At 47.6% G+C, this 17,959-nt stretch carries 20 protein-coding genes; 3 read left to right on the plus strand and 17 right to left on the minus strand.

The features are described from left to right. Positions 1-57: 57 nt before the first annotated feature. Together E0496_RS01005 and E0496_RS01010 are read right to left on the minus strand one after the other, a co-directional pair. Positions 58-1,350 (minus strand): metallophosphoesterase family protein, encoded by a 1,293-nt coding sequence (locus E0496_RS01005; protein WP_141499776.1) that lies wholly within the window; start codon positions 1,348-1,350, stop codon positions 58-60. Between the two features lie 32 nt (positions 1,351-1,382). Beyond that, positions 1,383-2,510: a glycosyltransferase family 4 protein gene (locus E0496_RS01010; RefSeq protein WP_141499777.1), complete on the minus strand. Its 1,128-nt coding sequence runs from the start codon at positions 2,508-2,510 to the stop codon at positions 1,383-1,385. A 123-nt stretch (positions 2,511-2,633) separates the two neighbouring features. Here E0496_RS01010 and E0496_RS01015 point away from each other — a divergent pair, with 123 nt between their 5' ends. Continuing rightward, positions 2,634-3,806 carry a GGDEF domain-containing protein gene (locus E0496_RS01015; RefSeq protein ID WP_141499778.1) on the plus strand — a complete coding sequence of 391 codons (1,173 nt, stop codon included), beginning with the start codon at positions 2,634-2,636 and terminating at the stop codon, positions 3,804-3,806. A 77-nt stretch (positions 3,807-3,883) separates the two neighbouring features. Here E0496_RS01015 and E0496_RS01020 read toward each other — a convergent pair whose 3' ends face one another. The 9 genes from E0496_RS01020 to E0496_RS01060 all read right to left on the minus strand — a co-directional run bounded on the left by E0496_RS01020 (position 3,884) and on the right by E0496_RS01060 (position 10,925). Then, positions 3,884-4,687 carry a helix-turn-helix transcriptional regulator gene (locus E0496_RS01020; RefSeq protein ID WP_141499779.1) on the minus strand — a complete coding sequence of 268 codons (804 nt, stop codon included), beginning with the start codon at positions 4,685-4,687 and terminating at the stop codon, positions 3,884-3,886. Between the two features lie 343 nt (positions 4,688-5,030). After that, entirely contained in the window at positions 5,031-5,285 is a 255-nt protein-coding gene (locus tag E0496_RS01025; RefSeq protein WP_141499780.1) for a DUF2164 domain-containing protein, read from the minus strand. 4 nt (positions 5,286-5,289) lie between these two features. Then, complete coding sequence (locus E0496_RS01030; RefSeq protein WP_141499781.1) at positions 5,290-6,081, minus strand: PhzF family phenazine biosynthesis protein; 792 nt, start codon at positions 6,079-6,081, stop codon at positions 5,290-5,292. Further along, the gene (locus E0496_RS01035; protein ID WP_141499782.1) at positions 6,078-6,557 is read right to left on the minus strand and encodes a hypothetical protein; all 480 of its coding nucleotides are present in this window, start codon (positions 6,555-6,557) and stop codon (positions 6,078-6,080) included. The genes E0496_RS01030 and E0496_RS01035 overlap by 4 nt, the downstream gene beginning before the upstream one ends. 219 nt (positions 6,558-6,776) lie before the next feature. Then, positions 6,777-7,229 (minus strand): GyrI-like domain-containing protein, encoded by a 453-nt coding sequence (locus tag E0496_RS01040; protein ID WP_141499783.1) that lies wholly within the window; start codon positions 7,227-7,229, stop codon positions 6,777-6,779. A gap of 118 nt (positions 7,230-7,347) precedes the next feature. Continuing rightward, positions 7,348-8,253, minus strand: coding sequence for an HPr(Ser) kinase/phosphatase (gene hprK, locus E0496_RS01045; RefSeq protein WP_141499784.1), 906 nt, complete (start codon positions 8,251-8,253; stop codon positions 7,348-7,350). Between the two features lie 103 nt (positions 8,254-8,356). After that, positions 8,357-9,139: an ABC transporter permease gene (locus tag E0496_RS01050; RefSeq protein WP_141499785.1), complete on the minus strand. Its 783-nt coding sequence runs from the start codon at positions 9,137-9,139 to the stop codon at positions 8,357-8,359. A 5-nt stretch (positions 9,140-9,144) separates the two neighbouring features. Further along, positions 9,145-9,948 carry an ABC transporter permease gene (locus E0496_RS01055; RefSeq protein ID WP_141499786.1) on the minus strand — a complete coding sequence of 268 codons (804 nt, stop codon included), beginning with the start codon at positions 9,946-9,948 and terminating at the stop codon, positions 9,145-9,147. Further along, positions 9,948-10,925, minus strand: coding sequence for an ABC transporter ATP-binding protein (locus E0496_RS01060; protein WP_241674490.1), 978 nt, complete (start codon positions 10,923-10,925; stop codon positions 9,948-9,950). The genes E0496_RS01055 and E0496_RS01060 overlap by 1 nt, the downstream gene beginning before the upstream one ends. 135 nt (positions 10,926-11,060) lie before the next feature. On the opposite strand from E0496_RS01060, the gene E0496_RS35470 reads away from it, so the two are divergent. Further along, entirely contained in the window at positions 11,061-11,213 is a 153-nt protein-coding gene (locus tag E0496_RS35470; RefSeq protein WP_161601273.1) for a hypothetical protein, read from the plus strand. Positions 11,214-11,367: 154 nt separating this feature from the next. On the opposite strand, the gene nrdF is transcribed toward E0496_RS35470, so the two are convergent. The 3 genes from nrdF to nrdI are packed head-to-tail and all read right to left on the minus strand — an operon-like array spanning position 11,368 to position 14,801. Continuing rightward, entirely contained in the window at positions 11,368-12,324 is a 957-nt protein-coding gene (nrdF, locus tag E0496_RS01065; protein ID WP_141499787.1) for a class 1b ribonucleoside-diphosphate reductase subunit beta, read from the minus strand. Positions 12,325-12,370: 46 nt separating this feature from the next. Beyond that, positions 12,371-14,455 carry a class 1b ribonucleoside-diphosphate reductase subunit alpha gene (gene nrdE / locus E0496_RS01070; RefSeq protein WP_141499788.1) on the minus strand — a complete coding sequence of 695 codons (2,085 nt, stop codon included), beginning with the start codon at positions 14,453-14,455 and terminating at the stop codon, positions 12,371-12,373. Continuing rightward, positions 14,442-14,801, minus strand: coding sequence for a class Ib ribonucleoside-diphosphate reductase assembly flavoprotein NrdI (gene nrdI / locus E0496_RS01075; RefSeq protein ID WP_141499789.1), 360 nt, complete (start codon positions 14,799-14,801; stop codon positions 14,442-14,444). Before nrdI ends, nrdE begins: the two co-directional genes overlap by 14 nt. A gap of 277 nt (positions 14,802-15,078) precedes the next feature. Between nrdI and E0496_RS01080 the strand changes: the two genes are divergently transcribed. Further along, positions 15,079-15,300 carry a hypothetical protein gene (locus E0496_RS01080; RefSeq protein ID WP_141499790.1) on the plus strand — a complete coding sequence of 74 codons (222 nt, stop codon included), beginning with the start codon at positions 15,079-15,081 and terminating at the stop codon, positions 15,298-15,300. A 588-nt stretch (positions 15,301-15,888) separates the two neighbouring features. On the opposite strand, the gene E0496_RS01085 is transcribed toward E0496_RS01080, so the two are convergent. The 3 genes from E0496_RS01085 to rsfS are packed head-to-tail and all read right to left on the minus strand — an operon-like array spanning position 15,889 to position 17,950. After that, complete coding sequence (locus E0496_RS01085; protein WP_141499791.1) at positions 15,889-16,659, minus strand: class I SAM-dependent DNA methyltransferase; 771 nt, start codon at positions 16,657-16,659, stop codon at positions 15,889-15,891. Continuing rightward, positions 16,656-17,606, minus strand: coding sequence for a CvfB family protein (locus tag E0496_RS01090; protein ID WP_141499792.1), 951 nt, complete (start codon positions 17,604-17,606; stop codon positions 16,656-16,658). The genes E0496_RS01085 and E0496_RS01090 overlap by 4 nt, the downstream gene beginning before the upstream one ends. Then, positions 17,603-17,950, minus strand: coding sequence for a ribosome silencing factor (rsfS, locus tag E0496_RS01095; RefSeq protein WP_141499793.1), 348 nt, complete (start codon positions 17,948-17,950; stop codon positions 17,603-17,605). The genes E0496_RS01090 and rsfS overlap by 4 nt, the downstream gene beginning before the upstream one ends. Positions 17,951-17,959: the final 9 nt, after the last annotated feature.

Below are 17,959 nucleotides of genomic sequence, written 5' to 3' on the forward strand. Positions count from 1 at the left end.
CCTATTCCAGCCAGCGCTCAGGAAGCTCGTCCCTTTAGTCAGCCAACCACATTCCTTCTATGTTCCATCCCTCTCATTGCCGCCATAAATAGCTCCCAGCGTCAGCTCTCTTGCCTGTTCTAGCCAGCGCTCCGGAAGCTCGTCCCATTTGTCCCGCAGCAAGCGACCCAGCTTCGCATGACCAGCCATGCTACTCACGGCATCCTTCGCAAAATCATGCCATAACGTTTGGTCCGCTTCCAATAATGCGCTTAAGCGATAAAGCTCGCCTGCAAAGCTGTCCTCCGCTTCCAGCTCTTCCCAATCCAGCTCAGCACCTGTAGCAGCTTCCATGCTATATAGATGAATCCATGTCTCGCCTGTGGCAAAAGACTGCCTTTCTTGCAGCTGCTCCAGCAGCGTCCGCATAATAAGCGGTTCCGACAATTTCTGGTGCAGCACTCCGCGGCCAACCAGATTCACGCGCAGCATGATAGAACGCCCGGCTGACTCCAGCAAATGCTCATCCATTAACGACTCTAGCTGCTGCAAAAGCTCTTGCTCCGTGCTAGCCTCGGCGATCGAATGACTAATTTCAAGCCAGCGGACCGAGTCAAGCGGCAAAAAAGTCATTTTTACCGCTTTAGCAGTCGACACCTCAACCAGAAAGCAGCCTTTAGCTCCCGTTTCCCGTGGATTTCGGCCTTGTACATTGCCTGCATAAACCACATGTGGATATTCATGAAGCACTCTTCGATGGTGAATATGTCCAAGCGCCCAATAATCAAATCCGTTGCTCCCTGTCAACTCGCTCAGCGAACAAGGTGCATAAGGATCATGGGAAGCGTCTCCATCAACATTGCCATGCAGCAGCGCGATATGGAAAGGAGCTTCTGGCTCGATGCGATAAGCAGCCGCTATATTTTCTGTCATGATGCGCGTACCGTACGATCTGCCGTAAACAAAAGCAGCCAGCTCACCGCTCTTGCGATAAGCCGGCCGATATTCCATCTGCTCTGCTCCAAATACATGCACATTAGGCGGCAGCTGCAGGGCTGCCCGCTTACCGCTCAGCGGATCATGGTTTCCGTGAATGACGTATATGGCAATGCCATGCTCATGAAGCTTCTCCCACTCTCTTGCTAGCATAAGCTGTGCCCGCAAGGAACGGTCTGCCTCGTCAAACAAATCACCCGCAAGCACGATAAAATCCACCTGCTCATGGATCGCTGCCTTCGTCAATTGTCGCAGCGCGGCAAAGGTCGAATCGCCTAATGTCGCCCGCACCTGCTCCGGTGCCTTCGCTAGGCCGCGGAACGGACTATCCAGATGCAGGTCTGCCGCATGAATGAAACGAAAAGAAACCGTCATGTGATAACCGCCTATTCCCTTAAAATCTGCCGTTACTCCGGCTTCATGCTGAGGTAAACCTTTTTTAATTGCGCGATGACACGCTGCAGAGAATATACCTTTTTCGCTTTGTCCCAGCCTGCTCTTGCCAGATTATACCGATAGGTAGGATCGGTAACGACCTTCTCAAGCGCGTCAGCAAGCGCTGATGGATTCTCCGGCGGTACTAGCAGCCCGTTAACGCCATCATCAATCTGTTCGGCAATGCCGCCTACATTCGTACCGATTAAAGCAAGCCAGCATAATGCGGCCTCCGCAAACACCGAACCAAATGCCTCTGCTCGCGACGGGAGCACGAATACATCAAAAAACGGCATAAACTCCTCTGGATGCAGCATATATCCGTAAAAAATAATGTCATCATAAAGATCAAGCTCCACCGCCAAAGCCTCCAGCTCCTCGCGTATCGGTCCATCGCCGATAATATGGAGAACAAACGGATGGCCTTTTTTCTTAAGCTCCGCGCATGCGTGCAGCAGTACATCAAGGCCCTTAGCCGGAACCAAGCGGCATACCGTGATCAGCTGCGTAACTTCGTTCTCATGGGCAATCGGCTTGAATCTTTTCTCATCAAAGCCATTTGGAATGACCTTGATGCTTTCAGGATGCTTAATGTACGGAGCAATGTAGGAACGGAATGATTCCGAAACGGTCAGCAGATGATCCGCCTTCGCTTCAAGCTCGCCATAAATGCTCATCAAAAATTGATGTTCTTGGCCGCCTTCTTCAATTTTACCGTTCAAAATGAGCTCTCGCTCATAACTGGAGTGGATCGTTACGGCAAGCGGCGTTTCCGGGAAAAGCTGCTTCATGACGAGTGCGGCAATCGGATGATGAGCATGGATAATATCGTATGGCTTTTGAATCCGCATCTTGGTCCACCATACGTAATCCTTGTAGGTTTGTATATATTTATCTACCATTGCATTGCCTTTGTAGACGGTATGGTCAAAGGTCTCAAACACGACCTCCTCTTGTCCTTTGCTTCTAACCCGCTTAGGCAGCGAGAATAATTCCATTTGCCAGCCCAGCTTAATAAATCTATCTTGAATGTACGGGATCATGGAAGAAACTCCCCCCGGCTGCTCCGGCGGAAAAAACAAGGCTTGTAAAATATTCATGTGTCCCATCCTTTCAACGTAAAACATCTAAATCAACTTTTCGTTCATCGTAAAACATGATATAGTAGAACGTATGTTTCTGTAAAGTTAGCAAACATAATACTATACGACGGTGGTTAACTTATGTCCATGACAGAATGGCTCTCAGGTCCAACCGGTCAGCTGCTATCTTCATCGGCAGTGATCGTTATCCTCATCTTAATGCTTCTTATGTCGGTTAAGCTTTATGCCAGCTACCGAAATAAACGGATTTATCGCTTGCTTATTACTGCCATCCCACTCATTGTAGCCAAGCAATGTTTGCTCGTTGTGCTGGCCTATCCGGGGCATGCTTTCTCCTCGTGGCTTTATTTAGCGTTTACCGTTTTGCAAATCATCTCTTTTATTATTATAAACTTTGTTTTCATGAAATTATATACTCATCGTTCCGCACAGCTGAAAGTCACACCCTTTATCATTATGAGTATGCCTGCAATCGTCATTGCAGGCATACAATTTGCCTTTACACCTTTTACGATGGAGACGGTTGTCGGCTCGCAAGCTTTCACCTTCCCTGCGCTGGACTTTTATGGACTTATCGTTATTTTCATGATTATGCTCGACACTAGAAGCGCGCATATGAGCTCCAAATATTATGCCAGCTTAATCGTTTTCTTTGCAAGCGAGGTTGCAAGACTTGCCAATGCTTATGTATTTCACGACTCGCTCTCTTGGCTCGTTATCGTCAGTCAACTGCTGCCAATCGTTTATTACTCCTTACTGTTTATCCTACTGTTCGAATGGGTGATTGACCGGCTTATGCAAACCTATCAGTCCTCCATTGTCGATGGCCTGACCGGCCTATATAATCGCCGTCATTTCTATTCCAAAGCCCAACAGCTTCTTCAATCGAGCAAGTCCATCGCGATTATTTTTTGTGATATCGATAATTTCAAGAAATTAAACGATACCCATGGACATCACAAAGCCGATGGCGTATTGAAACAGGTAGCCGAAATTATGAAAGAGGAATCGAGCGGTATTGGCTCGGCAGGGCGCTACGGCGGTGAAGAGCTGCTTAGCTGTATCAGCACGGAGCAGGTTAAACCCGAAATCGTAGCCGAATCCATCCGTCGCAGAGTGGAGCAGGAGACGATGGTAACTGTCAGCGTAGGCTTCAGCACCACCAAGGACAGCAAGGATGTGCAAGAAATGATCAAGCAAGCGGATGAGGCGATGTACGTTTCGAAAACAACGGGGAAAAACAAAGTCAGCCCGTTTAAATCAGCCGCTGCTTACAAAAAATCAAAAACATAGAGGCCTGTTACGTCCCCTGTTCTTCCGGAGTTCCATCTGGATCAACAGGGGATTATTTGTATATGGAGGTTGATATCCTAAGCTTGATGGCTTCCACTAACCGCTACCCTCTTCAAAAAATTATTCATTAATAGCGGAAGAGATATCAATATGGGGGGATCATCCGTTCTCGGGGCATAAAGCATCACTTGCTGGTGAGAGGCTCCATAGTAAGGAGTAACGATGATTGGCTCTTTGGAACGTGTACGGAGCGTTTTGTGAGGCAATAGAAAATCTTTCGCTGCTGTTCCCCACGCGACCGAAGTTGCCATTAAATAATACGTCCCAGGCTTGACACCTGTCAGGCTGAAATGGCCCAATGAAGATACAAGCGTGCCGTATAAGGGCAGCCCTTCCGGAATTGGTCTGGCAAATAATCCGATCAGTATGACGCCTTCAAACGGAACCTCCGCATGGATAGTCCCTTGTACCGTATCCGGCTGTGCTGAAGGCAGAGTCAATGTGCTCCAGTGCTTAAGTTCCTGCAAGGAGCGCAATTGAACGTCGGCCTGCTGCGCCGAGTTGCGAAATTCAGACGGCGTTACCCCCACCCGTTCTGTGAACCGTGAGGTGAAGGTTCCGAGACTCTGCTGCCCAATCTCAAGTGCGATATCACGAATGCTTAACTGCGTATGCAGCAGCAAATCCTTGGCCTTCTGCAATCGGTGCGAGGAAGCGTAATATAGCGGAGAGAGTCCGGTCTTCTCTTTGAAAATCCTTGTAAAATGAAAATTGCTATAACCTGCGTAACCCGCTAGCCTCGATAGGGGCATCGGTTCATAAATATTCTCATGAATATAGGCGATAACCTCATCCATTTCTGAATAGCGATTCGTAGTCATTACGAATTTCCCCTCCCGCCGGAATTCAAGCGCCACAATACACACAATGAGAACTAATGTTCGTATTTATAATATCACATAGAACAAGAATAGGGAACCGGATTTTTGTAAAAAAAGAAAAAACACGGCAGCTTTAGTATTCCTCTGCTGCCGTGTTTTCGATTTGATAAGCTCAATATTTCTCCACCGGATATAACGTCAAGCTATAAAGCAGCTTGTGCTGCTTCAAGAATTGCCGAAGCCTTTGCTTCGCGGTCGAACATAGCGGTTATGATGATGATGATGATGATGACCAGCTCCTTACCGTTGCCATTCACCATCCGTTTTAAAAATGTAGTATAGCTTATCGTTTGGTTATGATTGGCTTCTCTAATGCATATAGCTCGTCCTCGAGCGTCTGCATGCGCTCGAGGACTGATTTACGAGCCTCGTTAAGGGCATGATTATATACGTGCGGGCCAATTTCCTGCAAAACAAAATCAAGCAGCTGCTCCGCAGCAATCGATCCGATCGTCTCTGAGCGTTCCGACTCGAAGAAATACTGTATCCTCTCGGTTAATTGCTCCTTCTGTTCCTTTGGCAATTTCATTATTAACATGGTCTCATGCCTCCAATTGTCCCTTCAATACGGTTACTGCTTGTCCATATAAATAGACGCGGTCACCCTCCGGCTTCACTTTGACAACTCCGCCTCGCTCCGATGCTTGATAGCCTGTTAATTCTTCTTTCCGCAGTCGTTTCGCCCAATAAGGGGCAAGCGCGCAATGGGCAGAACCGGTTACGGGATCCTCGTCTACGCCTGTACCGGGATAAAACGCACGAGAAACAAAGTCATAAGGCTTTCCGTTACTGCGGCTTGTAACGATGACGCCGCGGGCTTCGACTTTTGCCAGCAGCGCAAAGTCTGGACGCAGCGTACGAAGCGTTTCCTCGCTGTCTACTTCCACAAAAAAATCCATTCGGTTCCGTCCAACATATCTAGGAATAAGCCCGAGTCCCTGGACAAGCTCCTCCGGTGCAATAGCGCCTTCAGGCGGCTCGGCAGGAAAATTCATCTCGATCCATTCTCCGTTTAGCTTTGCAGTGAGAAGTCCGCTTCTCGTATGGAATCGAGCTTGCTCGGTATGCGGCAATCTGCCGGATTCCCATAGGATATGAGCAGTCGCAAGCGTAGCGTGGCCGCATAGATCGACCTCCCCGACTGGCGTAAACCAGCGCAAGCCCATGCTCTCCTCACCCGGAGTCACAAAGGCTGTCTCCGACAAGTTCATTTCCGCTGCTACCTGCTGCATCCAGCTCTCTGTCTGCGGCACTTCCAAGAAACATACAGCTGCCGGATTCCCTTTAAAACGTTCATTGGTAAAAGCATCTGCAATATATAAAGGTATACTCATCTTGTATTCCATCCTCTCTTCAACCATATCGTACCAAAACATGCCAACAACATTCCGTAAACAAGATGACCGGTTACCCACCATAATAAAGCTTCGGCATCCCACGTATCCGGAGTCCTGCTCGAGAGCTGGGTAAGTGGAACCCATGTACAGCATGCAATTGCCGTCCCAAACCCCAGGCCGAGTGCTATCGGAGAGTTCCAGAAGCGCATTAAGCCCAGAAAAAGAATGCCCACTGGCATAGCAACGGACAAATGCAGCGCAAATTCGGCGAGCTCAGGCATCGGATTCGGCAACCAACTAACAAAATCAACGTTCAGTAGCAGAATATACACGTGAGTTCCGGTTATTTTTTCGAGCAGCTTCATCACTAGACCTAGTCCACTCCCGCTAAGCAACCCAGTGATTCCTCCATATACGAGCAGCAGTACGAAACGCCTGTTCGTAATCACTCCAGAACTGCGCCCACGCTCCATCTTGCTCCCCCTTCTCGTACCTACAAGCAAAAACGCCTTCGGCGTCCTTAGACGCTAAAGTAGCTTTGACGGTGAAATATAAACCCTTTGTAAGCTAACAAACTTATAAATTCTTATATTTTGAAATAAAAAAGTGCCTGCCTTCGCAAAAGAGCCGAAGCGTTTGGCAGCTCTGCCATGCCCCGTTCCAATGCGCGCAAACACTACACAATCTATACATTATCCATTGAGTGGAATCAGTAGTTCTACTGGCTCTTCCTCCAAATGATGCTCGTCAATATAAAACAGCTCCAGCGATACGGCGTTTTCCTGCTTCTCCAGTCGCATCTCGTTGATCCATGCGTGAAGCTGCTCGTATCCTTCACCGATTCGTTTGTTGGAGCAAGCAACCATGGCGTAACGATGCTCAGGAATCGTGAACTGTACCATGCCAGGCGGAACCTCCTCCAAATGCTGAACCTCATAACAAGCCCAGTAGGTGGCGAACGCTTCATTTCCAAAATACGGGCTATACAGCACCGTAGATTTGACTGCATCGTTCAGTTCATGCTTGCGTGTCAAAAACTCGGTTTGCAGTCTGATCGCTTCATCCGGAAAGGATGAATAGGGACCGCAATAACTGATTCCTGCCAAATGGAGCGCAGGCTTTGTTACGATTGAGCAGTTTTCCACGCGATTTCCTCCTTCGAATCTGTCAGGACTTGTGCGCTAGGATGAGCTTTCTCTGCCCATAGTGTATCATGTTTTACTAGCAAATGGATAGTCGTTTACGCTTTAAACATGTTGCCTGTTAAAATTCCAGCCGCTTCATAAATTCTTCAACGGCGCTGTAACCTTGCTGCTTCAAATACCAGTTATTAGCCGCCGCTTCGATTAAGCCTGCAACATCTCTTCCCGGCTGCAGCTGAATTTCAATATGAGGGATTTGGACGCCCATATATTCCGTAAACTTAGGCTCCAGCTCCAAATCATTGTTCAGCTCGTTGTCCCGCCATTTGGTCAGTTCGATGTCAAGCACGATGCGGGTCTCGTCCTGAAACGCCTGCCTGCCATACAGCCTGACTACATTGATCAGACCGATGCTGCGAAGCGCGAGAAATTCCTTTGTCTTTCCATTGTGGCTTCCCAGCAACGTTTGCGAGCTCAGCTTCTTCAGTACGACGATGTCATCCGCAACAAGCCTCGACCCGCGCCTGATCAGCGTGTGGGCCGTCTCGCTTTTGCCTATTCCTGATTTTCCCCGCAGCAAAATGCCGATTCCCGATACGTTCAGGCATATGCCGTGAATCGAAATTTCAGGAGCAAGCGTCTTGAGAAGATACGAATCAAGCATCCCGAGAAATTGAGCGGTAGGCACCTTCGTGCGAAGCAACGGAATGCCCTCCTGATCGCAATATTTCGTTAAGTACTTCAAACCTTCTTGACCGGCAGTAACGACAAAGCACGGCGGATGATACTTAACGATATTGCCGATATGATGATTCCGCTCTTCCTCGCTCAAGGAGTGTAAATACGTAATTTCTTTTTTACCTAAAATCTGAACATGCTCCTGCGGAAAATAATCAAAGTAACCAACAAACTCCAGCCCCGGGCGGTAAGCCCTGGCTTTCACTATTTGCCGATCAAGCTGTTCTGCTCCCGCCAGCACCTCCAATGAAAATCGCTCTGCAAGCTCGCGTATCGCTATTGATTTCAAAGCATTTCCCCCTTAGCGGTTTCTCCAACTTCCCATTTTGTTTAACCATCAGTATACCACATCGTTTTGCCCTACCTTACGGCTGTAACCAAATCGTCATCAACTAAGAACCTGTTGAGCGATAATGCCGAACACCGTGGCTCCACATCAATAGGCAAGGCACTAGAAAAGCAATGCCTGCCAGCGGTGCCAACATATAAGGCAGATCATTTCCCGTTGATTTGCCGAGCAGATACAGCAGAGGCAAATAATTCACGCAGCCAAACGGGATAATGAACGTAAAGAAGCGGACCACCCATTTTTGATAGATATTAAGCGGATACTGGGCCATCTCTCGGCCACCGTCCGTAAAGATGTTAGCGATCTCTAGGCCCTGCACGGTCCAAAAGCACATCGTTGCAGCGAGAATGAAAATGCCGGTGAATATACAAACGCCGCTTACGATCATAAATAAAAGGACAAGCACCTTTAACATCGACCAATCCATGACCAATTGGCTAATCGCCCAACCAAGCACAAACAAGCTTTGCGCCAGCTTTCCTACACGGGAAAACTCGAACTTTGAGCCAAGCACCTGAAGCACCGTGCTGCGCGGGCGGACCAAAACACGGTCAAAATCCCCATTTCCAACCAAAGTCGAGAAAGAATCAAAGCCTCGGGCAAAACACTCGCTTAACGCATAAGACATATGGATGATGGAGAAGCATAACGCGACCTCCTGAAATTCCCAACCCCTGATTTGTCCAAACCGTTCAAACAAAAAATACAAGCCGGCGAAAACTGAGAACGGCACAAGAAATTGGCCGAGCGTGAGCAGCCAGAAGGAAGCGCGATATTGCATTTGCGATTTAAATAACATAGCTATATATTTTCCGTACAATTTCATTTGTTTTACCCTCCATTTACAACGACATTACGCAGTGCCTTCGCCATTGCCATTTTTCCCATAGCGACCAGTACAAACAGCCAGACTAGCTGTATGCCGATTCCGATAAGCGCCTCTTCCTTCGTAATATGGCCGGAATAGACACGGAAAGGAAAATCCGCTGTCCAGCGGAAGGGAAGCACATAGACAATGCGCTGCAACCATTCGGGCATCAGTGGTACAGGAATAACCATGCCCGCGAGAAATTCACCGATGACGCCAAACATAAGCAGCGAACCCGCTGGCGACAACGTGACGAACACAGAAATGTACATCAGCATGGAGAGCGAGACGATCATCAGCAATCCAAATAGTAAAGCAGACAGAAATAATAGGAAAGCCGCGGGATCTAACGGAAGCGGCATGCGGTAAGGCTCTGGCAGGAAAAGAGCGACGAGCAAAATCGGAAAGCATCTCAGCAGCGCGCTAGCCAATCGCTGTGCAAGCAGCTTGGCGAACCATAAGCCGTATATGCCGCTTGGCCTGCAAAGCTCGTAGGCGATATTGCCGGTCGTAATGAGCTGAAACAGCTCGTTATCCCGAAACCACAGCATCACAAAAGCAAGAAAGGCTTGCTGCAGCCACACGTAAGTAATAAGCTGCTTCAGCGAGATCGGCAGCTCGGTAGCCGCTCCGCTGTAGAACGCTTCAAAAACCATAATAATAATGAAGCCCCAGAAAAATTGCGTAGCCACTCCCGCAAGCGCAGCTGTGCGGTATTGCATGCCATTAGTCAACCGCAGCCTGAACACCGATAAGTAAGCTTTCATTATATTTGATGCTCCTTATAAAGTTGGACGATCATATCCTCAATCGGAAGCGTATCAATCGTAACATCGAGCAGCTCCACCTGCTGCGACAACCGAATCAGTACTTCACTTATGACGACCTGCGAGGTATCTACGCTTAGCACGGCTCGTTCTGCTGACCAAGATTCAACAACTGCCCCTTCCACCTGAAGCGGCTCGTTGTGGTGACTATATACGACAGTGATCGTTTTTCCTGTCCCGAACCGGTTGCGAATCGCGTTCAAGCTTCCGTCATATAGCAGCTTTCCTTTCCCAATTAGAATGATACGATTAGCTAGCGCTTCAATGTCATTCATATCATGCGTGGTCAAAATAATCGTAACACCCTTCTCTTCATTAATCCTTCGGATAAAACGCCGCACTGCTATTTTGGACACTGCATCAAGGCCAATTGTTGGCTCGTCCAAGAAGAGAACGCTTGGGCTATGCAGGAGCGATGCAGCAATCTCGCAGCGCATCCGCTGTCCCAAGCTGAGCTGTCTGACAGGCATCTGGATGATCTCCTCGAGCTCCAGCGTTTCCGTCAGCAGCGCTAACGTGCTCCTGTATTCCTCCTCAGGCACCTTATAAATATCCCGAAGCAAATCAAAGGAATCCAACACTGGCACATCCCACCAAAGCTGTGAGCGTTGTCCGAATACCACGCCGATATGCTTAACGTAATTCACCCGATCCTTCCACGGCGTATAACCCATAACGGTACATGTGCCGTGATCGGGTACAAGAATGCCGCTCATTACTTTAATCGTGGTTGACTTTCCTGCCCCATTCGGTCCAATATAACCGACGATCTCCCCTTGCTCGATAGTGAAGGAAATATCGTTAAGCGCTTCCACAATCTTATACTCTCTTTTGAATAAAGCCTTCATCGCTTGCTTTACCCCTGATGAACGCTTAGCAACTTGATAGGCTTTGCTTAAGCCTTGAACTTTTATCACTGCTTATACCTCCGCGCAAGATTTGAGAGGAAGATATTAACATCCTCTATATGATAGTGTCAATCCTTTATTCGCTTAAAACATAGCTTAAATTCCAGTACGAGAACGCATACTAACCAAAAAGGAGTGATGAATATGGAAAAGAATAATGAGAAAACAAAAAACGACTACCAACCGGATATGACAAACTATGACTTTGTCTGGGGCAGCGATCAGGACGAATACGTCAAGGACGAGCAATCAGCCGTTGAAGCTCCCGAGCAAAAAAACAAGCAATCCAAACAATAATTTAAACACCTCCATAGGTAATAAGAAAATTCAGCTTCCCAACCGCCGTGCCGGATGCTAGCCGATTGGCGTGAGACAGACAAGAAAATCGCTCTTATTTTGCCAGCGGGGCAAAATAAAGAGCGATTTTCTTATTTATAGCTATGTGATTGGATTAAAAGTTGAAAACAAAATCATCGTCATTCAGTGGCTCTACGTGAATCGTACGCACATAACCGTTTCCTTTTTTCGAGAAAAAGTCATGCTGCTTCGTATGCGTGCTAATTCCGTTGAACACGATCGGGTTAACCGGCTCTTCAGGGAAATGAGGCTCCATGCCAAGGTTCATCAGCGCTTTGTTCGCATTGTAGCGGACATAAACGTTCACTTCCTCCGCAAGGCCCAGTGGTGCATACAGATGCTCGGTATAGATCACTTCATTCTCATAAAGCTCGTTAAGCAGAGCATAAAGCTCGATTTGCAGTTGAGCTTGATCTTCGGCACTGAACGTTTGGAACAGCTCCTGCGCAAGAACGCCGACGTATAGGCCATGGATGCTCTCATCACGAAGGATCAAATCGATAATTTCGCCGCTGCTCGTCATTTTACCTTGGCCAGCCAGATAAAGCGGGTAGAAGAAGCCGCTATAGAACAGGTAACTCTCCAGGAATACGGATGCTGCCATCGCCTTGTAAAGCTCTTTCGGGCCCGTAATGTTCGAGTACCAGGAAGAGATTAATGTCGCTTTCTTCTGCAGCTGTTCATTTTGCTCGACCCATCGGAAAATTTCATCAATTTCTTCTCCCGATGCGAGTGTTGTGAAGATGCTGCTGTACGATTTAGCATGAATTTGCTCCATCATGGACATAAACGACAGTACCGCTTTACGCTGCAAGCCATCAACATGCTCCAATATTTTCGGCATGCCGATGCCGCCTTGAATCGTATCGAGCAAAGTCAGACCGCCGAGCACGTTCTTGTAGAGCGTGCGCTCAGCGTCCGTCATTTCCATCCAATCCATTTTATCATCTGATAAAGGAATTTCTTCATCCGTCCAAAATTGCATTACATTTTGCTGCCAGAATGTTAGGGTGAAATCGTCATCCGGGCGGTTCCAGTTCACTGCTTTCATTTGGTGAGCTCCTTCTTTGCTACGTAAGCGTCTATTAAATTAAACCTTAAACGGCGCAGCTCGTGCATTCCTCAACGGAAAGCCGCTTCGTTCTTGTGTAATATAGCGATTTGAGTCCTTTTTGTGCGGCGTAAACATAGAAACGTGCCAACTCGCGAGTCGTTACATTACTATTTACATGCAATACGGACGAGATGCCTTGATCTATGTGCTGACCAATTTCTGCAATGAGATCAATAAGCTTGAATTGATCAATATTGTAAGCCGATTTGTAGTAGAAGTAATTCTCTTGCGCTAAATACGGCATTGGGTAATACGTTGTTGAGTTCGCGTAGGTACGCGTTTCAATATGCTCTACGATAGGCATGACGCTCGAAGTCGCATTTTGGATATACGAAATACTTTGTGTCGGTGCAATCGCAAGACGGTAAGCATGGTACAGGCCGTGCTCTTGTACTTTAGCTTTAAGCGCAGACCAGTCTTCTGGTGAAGGAATTTCCATCCCTTCGAACAATTCCTTAACGCGGTCGGTTTTCGGACGGTAATCCGTCTCTTCATAGCGAGTGAAATAAGTTCCTTTGGCATACTCGGAGCGCTCGAAATCCTTGAACGTAATGCCGCGTTCTTTGGCGATTTCCATACTTTGCTCAAGGGAATAGTAGTTCATCATCATAAAGAATACGCCGGCAAAATCCTTCGCTTCTTCACTTTCATAAGCGATTTTGTTTTTAGCCAAGTAACCGTTAAGGTTCATTGCGCCAAGACCAACAGAATGCAGCTCTTCATTCGCTTTGCGAACGCCCGGTGCATTGTCGATATTAGACAAGTCGCTGACAGTCGTCAAGGCTTCGATGCCAACATGAACGGATTCTTTCACTTTTTTGTGTTCCATGACGTTCACGATGTTAAGGGACGCAAGGTTGCAGCTAATATCGCGTTGAATGACATCTTCAAAGCCATAGTCCTTAATTTCGGAAGTCTCTTGCAGTTGGAAGATTTCCGTACACAGATTGGACATTTTGATCGAACCGATATCTTTCAATGCGTGAACGCTGTTCGCATTCGATTTATTCATAATATATGGGTAGCCGGATTCTAGCTGAATCGAGGCGATTTTTGTCAACATGTCACGTGCATTCATTACTTTTTTCTTCGTTACAAGCTCGTTAGCAAGCAGTTCCTCGTACATTTCATCCATATCCATGTCATCTAGATGTTTACCGTATGCTTTCTGAACGGAATGCGGGCCAAACACAAATAACGGTTTGTTTTGAGCAGCAAGCTCATAAAATTTATTCGGAATGATCAGACCAATCGACAACGTTTTGATCCGCGCCTTCTCGTCTGCGTTAATTTTTTTGCAATCCAAGAACTCGATAATATCCCAGCCGAAAATGTTGTAGTAGCCTGCTCCTGAGCCTTTACGTTGACCCATTTGGTCTGCATAGGAGAAAGCATCCTCCATAAGCTTCAGTACTGGCATGATGCCTTTTGCAGCGCCTTCTACGCCTTTAATCGGCTCACCGCGTCCACGAAGCTTCGAAAGGTTAACAGCAACGCCGCCGCCGATTTTCGAGAGCTGCATACATGTTCCAAGTACATAGTTGATCGAGTTAAGAGAATCATCCATCTCCAATAGGAAACAGGAAACCATCTCGCCGCGACGGCTCTTACCGGCATTCAAGAACGTCGGTGTTGCAGGCTGCAAACGTTGATCGATCATCGCTTCAGCGATGCGGAGTGCTCTGGCTGCGTCGCCTTCGCCTAGATGTAAGGCAACAATCGCTACACGATCGGAGTATTGCTCAAGATATTGTGATTTGTTGTTGGTTTTCATCGCGTAGTCCTTATAGAACTTCGATGCTGCCATGTAGGATTGGAATTCGAAGCCGCTGTTCGCGGTCAGGGTGAATACTGCTTCCACCTGATCGTATGTATACTTGTCGTATACATTATCGTAGTAGTCGTTTTCGATGAGGTATTCTAGCTTATGCTTGAGGGAGTCGAACTTCACGCTTTTCTCGTCTACTTCTTCCATAAATGCAGCTACTGCCTCTTTATCTTTATCCAGCTGGTAAAATCCGTCAGCACCGCGCTGCATCAATTCGTTGTTCAATTCAATATGTTTCAATGGTTCGCACCCTTTCGACAAAATGTTGCCTATCTTGATTGGTACCGGACAGCTCAAACTTTAAAATAACGGGAACATCGTACATTTGTGAAATCGTGTCCGCGCTTTTGGCGAATCCGTTTCCCCAGTTTCGGTTGCCGCTGGCAGAAACGCCGCGAAGCATTCCGGAGTGGCTCGCAAGAAACGAAGTCACTTTCTCCGGTACCTGACCGAACCCTGTTGTGTACGTAACCAGCACGAACGGCTCGTCCACTTCATCCTTCTCATCAATAGGCACTGCCCGCATGTTCAATTTATTGATGAAACGCTTGACATTACCTGTTTTGGAATCATAGACAACTAGCATAGCACGTTCGCTCCCTTACTGATTTTAAGCAATTAAAAAGCGCTTCTGACTAGCAATTCCGTCAGTTGCGCTTGTTCATGATAACTTAACGTTTATCATTGAAGGCACCTATCAACATCAATATGTAGTTGATGTTTTTGATTCTACATCAATATATAGGAGTAGTCAATGAAAATTATGGAGAAAATATTAATCTATTTTTTCGGCGCACTCGACTATTTTACCAGATGCGGATATGATGGGATAGTGACATTTTATTGCTATTTTGGAGGCTAGGATGAACTCAAAAACAACCGCAGAACAAATACGGGAAACGATCGAGAAACTGTTCAAGGATGCCGGATATACCGCGCCTGAGCTGCTGAATTACATCGAAAATCTTGAGAAAGAGCAGGAAGAAATGACTCAATTGATCAAAAAATTGAAGCTCGATTCGGTACGAAAAGCATCTGCTGCTGCAGGTATGAACAGTCGGCTTAAGGATGCATTACGCGAGTAACAGGAATCTTGAGTCACAACATCTAGATATATGCAATAGTCTGATCGCATTTTTTGATAACAGTTGTCGTTCAACAAGGCGTCCCTGATAAAATAATGCAATCAGACTTGTATTCCAACAATTCTTCTATATAGCACTATATGTTGATACCAGATAGAAGGTTACATCTACGAGACACACAACCAAGCAACCGTCAATCCACTCCGAATTAACTTTCATCCTGCATCGTTAGCGCATGATTTCATTCTACTAGCTATTCTTCTCCCATCTACTAGCAACCGTATATGCTTCATAACCTCCGACCGCTAAAGCTGGTGTACTATAAAAGCAGATTTGCACCTACCTCCAACGTACACTGAATGACATTACGCCAACGTTTCTCCATCTGCACTCGACAAACTCTGCTATTAATCACTATATGTGCTTACAGACCTTACTTCTACTTCTAGCGCACCTAAACCTCCCCAGAGGCTGAATGCTGCTTTATGTGACAGGACTGGAAGGCAGACAACAAAGAGAGTCCTGAGGGGTCTGAGCAGACCTCTTAGGACTCTCTTTTGCTGGCTAGCGCATCGTGTGCAGCGTAGCTTATTTGACGGCTGCGAAGAACAAACGCTCCGATTCATGATCCGCAGGCGTGAATTCGAAATCCGCATAGCGGTCAACCGTCTGGAAGCCTGCACGGCGCAATGCTGCTTCAATCCAGTCAGGATCGTAAGCACGCTGTACATGGGATTCCTCAAACCGATAAAACCTAGAATCCTCCTCGCGGGAGAAAATAGTAAGATGATGCTCAATCTCGCAGCGCTCTTCTTCGAAATCGCATGTCCATATATAGGCGACATCACGCTCATCAAGCGTAAACGGCTGCTCCTCGGCGTAACGAATCAATTGGCTGGGGGGATGCATATCGAACAGAAAGGTTCCTCCCGTTCGCAGACCCGCATATGTGGCTCGGAAGGCAGCTTCAATATCCGCTTCCTCCGTGAGGTAGTTTAGGCAATCGCAAAACGATATAACCGCATCTACGGGCTCTTGAAGCTCCCATTCGCGCATGTCCTGTTGAAGCCATTGAATCGAACCCGAACGAGGTTTAACAAGCTGCTGAGGCAGCTCATCCCATTTGCTTCTGGCAACAGTTAGCATATCTGAGGAAAGATCGATGCCATAGACATGGCAACCCGAGCGGGCAAGCGGGATAGATAAACTCCCCGTGCCGCACCCCAGATCGACAACCGTTGAAGGCATGCCGCCATAATGCGACCAGCCGGCTCTTGCAAATCCCAGCCAATCCGCGTAGGGCATATCCTCCATTAGCTGGTCATAGACAGTAGCGAACTGTCCATAGGAACGAGTCATTGTCCATCCGCTCCTTCAGCATCAGAGCCTATTGCAGCCGAAGGGTCTTCAGACTGCTCGGCCGCAGGCTCAACAGCCAAATAAGTCCAGCTGCCCTTCTGGGTGACTAACCTCTCTCTCATTAGCTTACCCACGGCACGCTTGAAAGCACCTTTGCTAATTCCGAATTTTTGCTTGATAATATCCGCGTCAGTCTGATCAGAATAAGGCATTCCGCCACCTGGGCGCTCTTTAATAAATGCAAGAATACGGTCCGCATCTTCTACGCGTCCCACTTCTTTCCGCTGTGCCATCGAGAGATTGGCTCTGCCGTCTTCCCGAATAAAGGTGACACGTGCGCTAACGCGCTCACCTAGACGGAGCGGCCGAATGCGCTCAGCACTAGGAATTAGTCCGTAAACTCCAAACCCGACGACGCCGCCGTCGATCATCACAAACGAACCGAGCTGAAGCGTCTTCGTCACCCAGCCTTCAACCCATTGGTTGTTCCAGCTCTCAGGAGCCGCGAATACGAGCTCCGATAGCTCTTCCTCAAATGCGATCTTGGCGACCAGCCTCCCGATTTTGTCATGCTTCATCACAACAAACACTTCATCGCCTGGAAGCGGTCTGTACTCAATGCTCTCTGGCAGCTCGGAAAGCGGAAGCAACAGCTGCCTGCCTAACCCCATCTCCAGAAAACAGCCAAGTCTCGGATGTACGTCCGCCACCTTCAAACGTGCCAGCTCACCAAGCTGCAGCAGCGGCTTCTTCATCGTAGCGGCCAAACGGTCCTCCGAATCATAAAAGATAAAGGCCTCCACTTGATCGCCAATTTTAGGCTTAGAGCCGACGAGCTCGGTATAATGCATTAGGACATCCGACTCGTCATCCGTCAAGAAATACCCATAGGGCGATACTTCTCGTGCCACCCTTAGGATTTGAGTCGTGCCGGCTTCAAAAGTCATGCGAACTCCACAACCTTCGCATCCGACCAGAGACGCTCAATATTGTAATATTCGCGTTCTTCCCGGTGAAACACGTGAACGATAACATCGCCTAAATCGATAAGAACCCATCTCGCCGAATCCATGCCTTCGATCCCGCGTACCCGCGTACCGCTTTTATCTGCTTGCTTGCGAATTTCAGTCGCGATAGCCTGTACCTGAGTATCCGAGTTACCGCTGCAAATCACAAAATAGTCTGCTACCAAGGATACCTCTTTCAAATTTAAAGCAACAACGTTCACCGCTTTTTTGTCTTCTGCTGCCGCGACCGTTATTTGTAACAATTCATCCGAATGCACTGCCATAGTTCAGCC

Origin of the sequence: Paenibacillus luteus (assembly GCF_006542765.1) — a bacterium.
GTDB classification, from domain to species: domain Bacteria; phylum Bacillota; class Bacilli; order Paenibacillales; family Paenibacillaceae; genus Pristimantibacillus; species Pristimantibacillus luteus.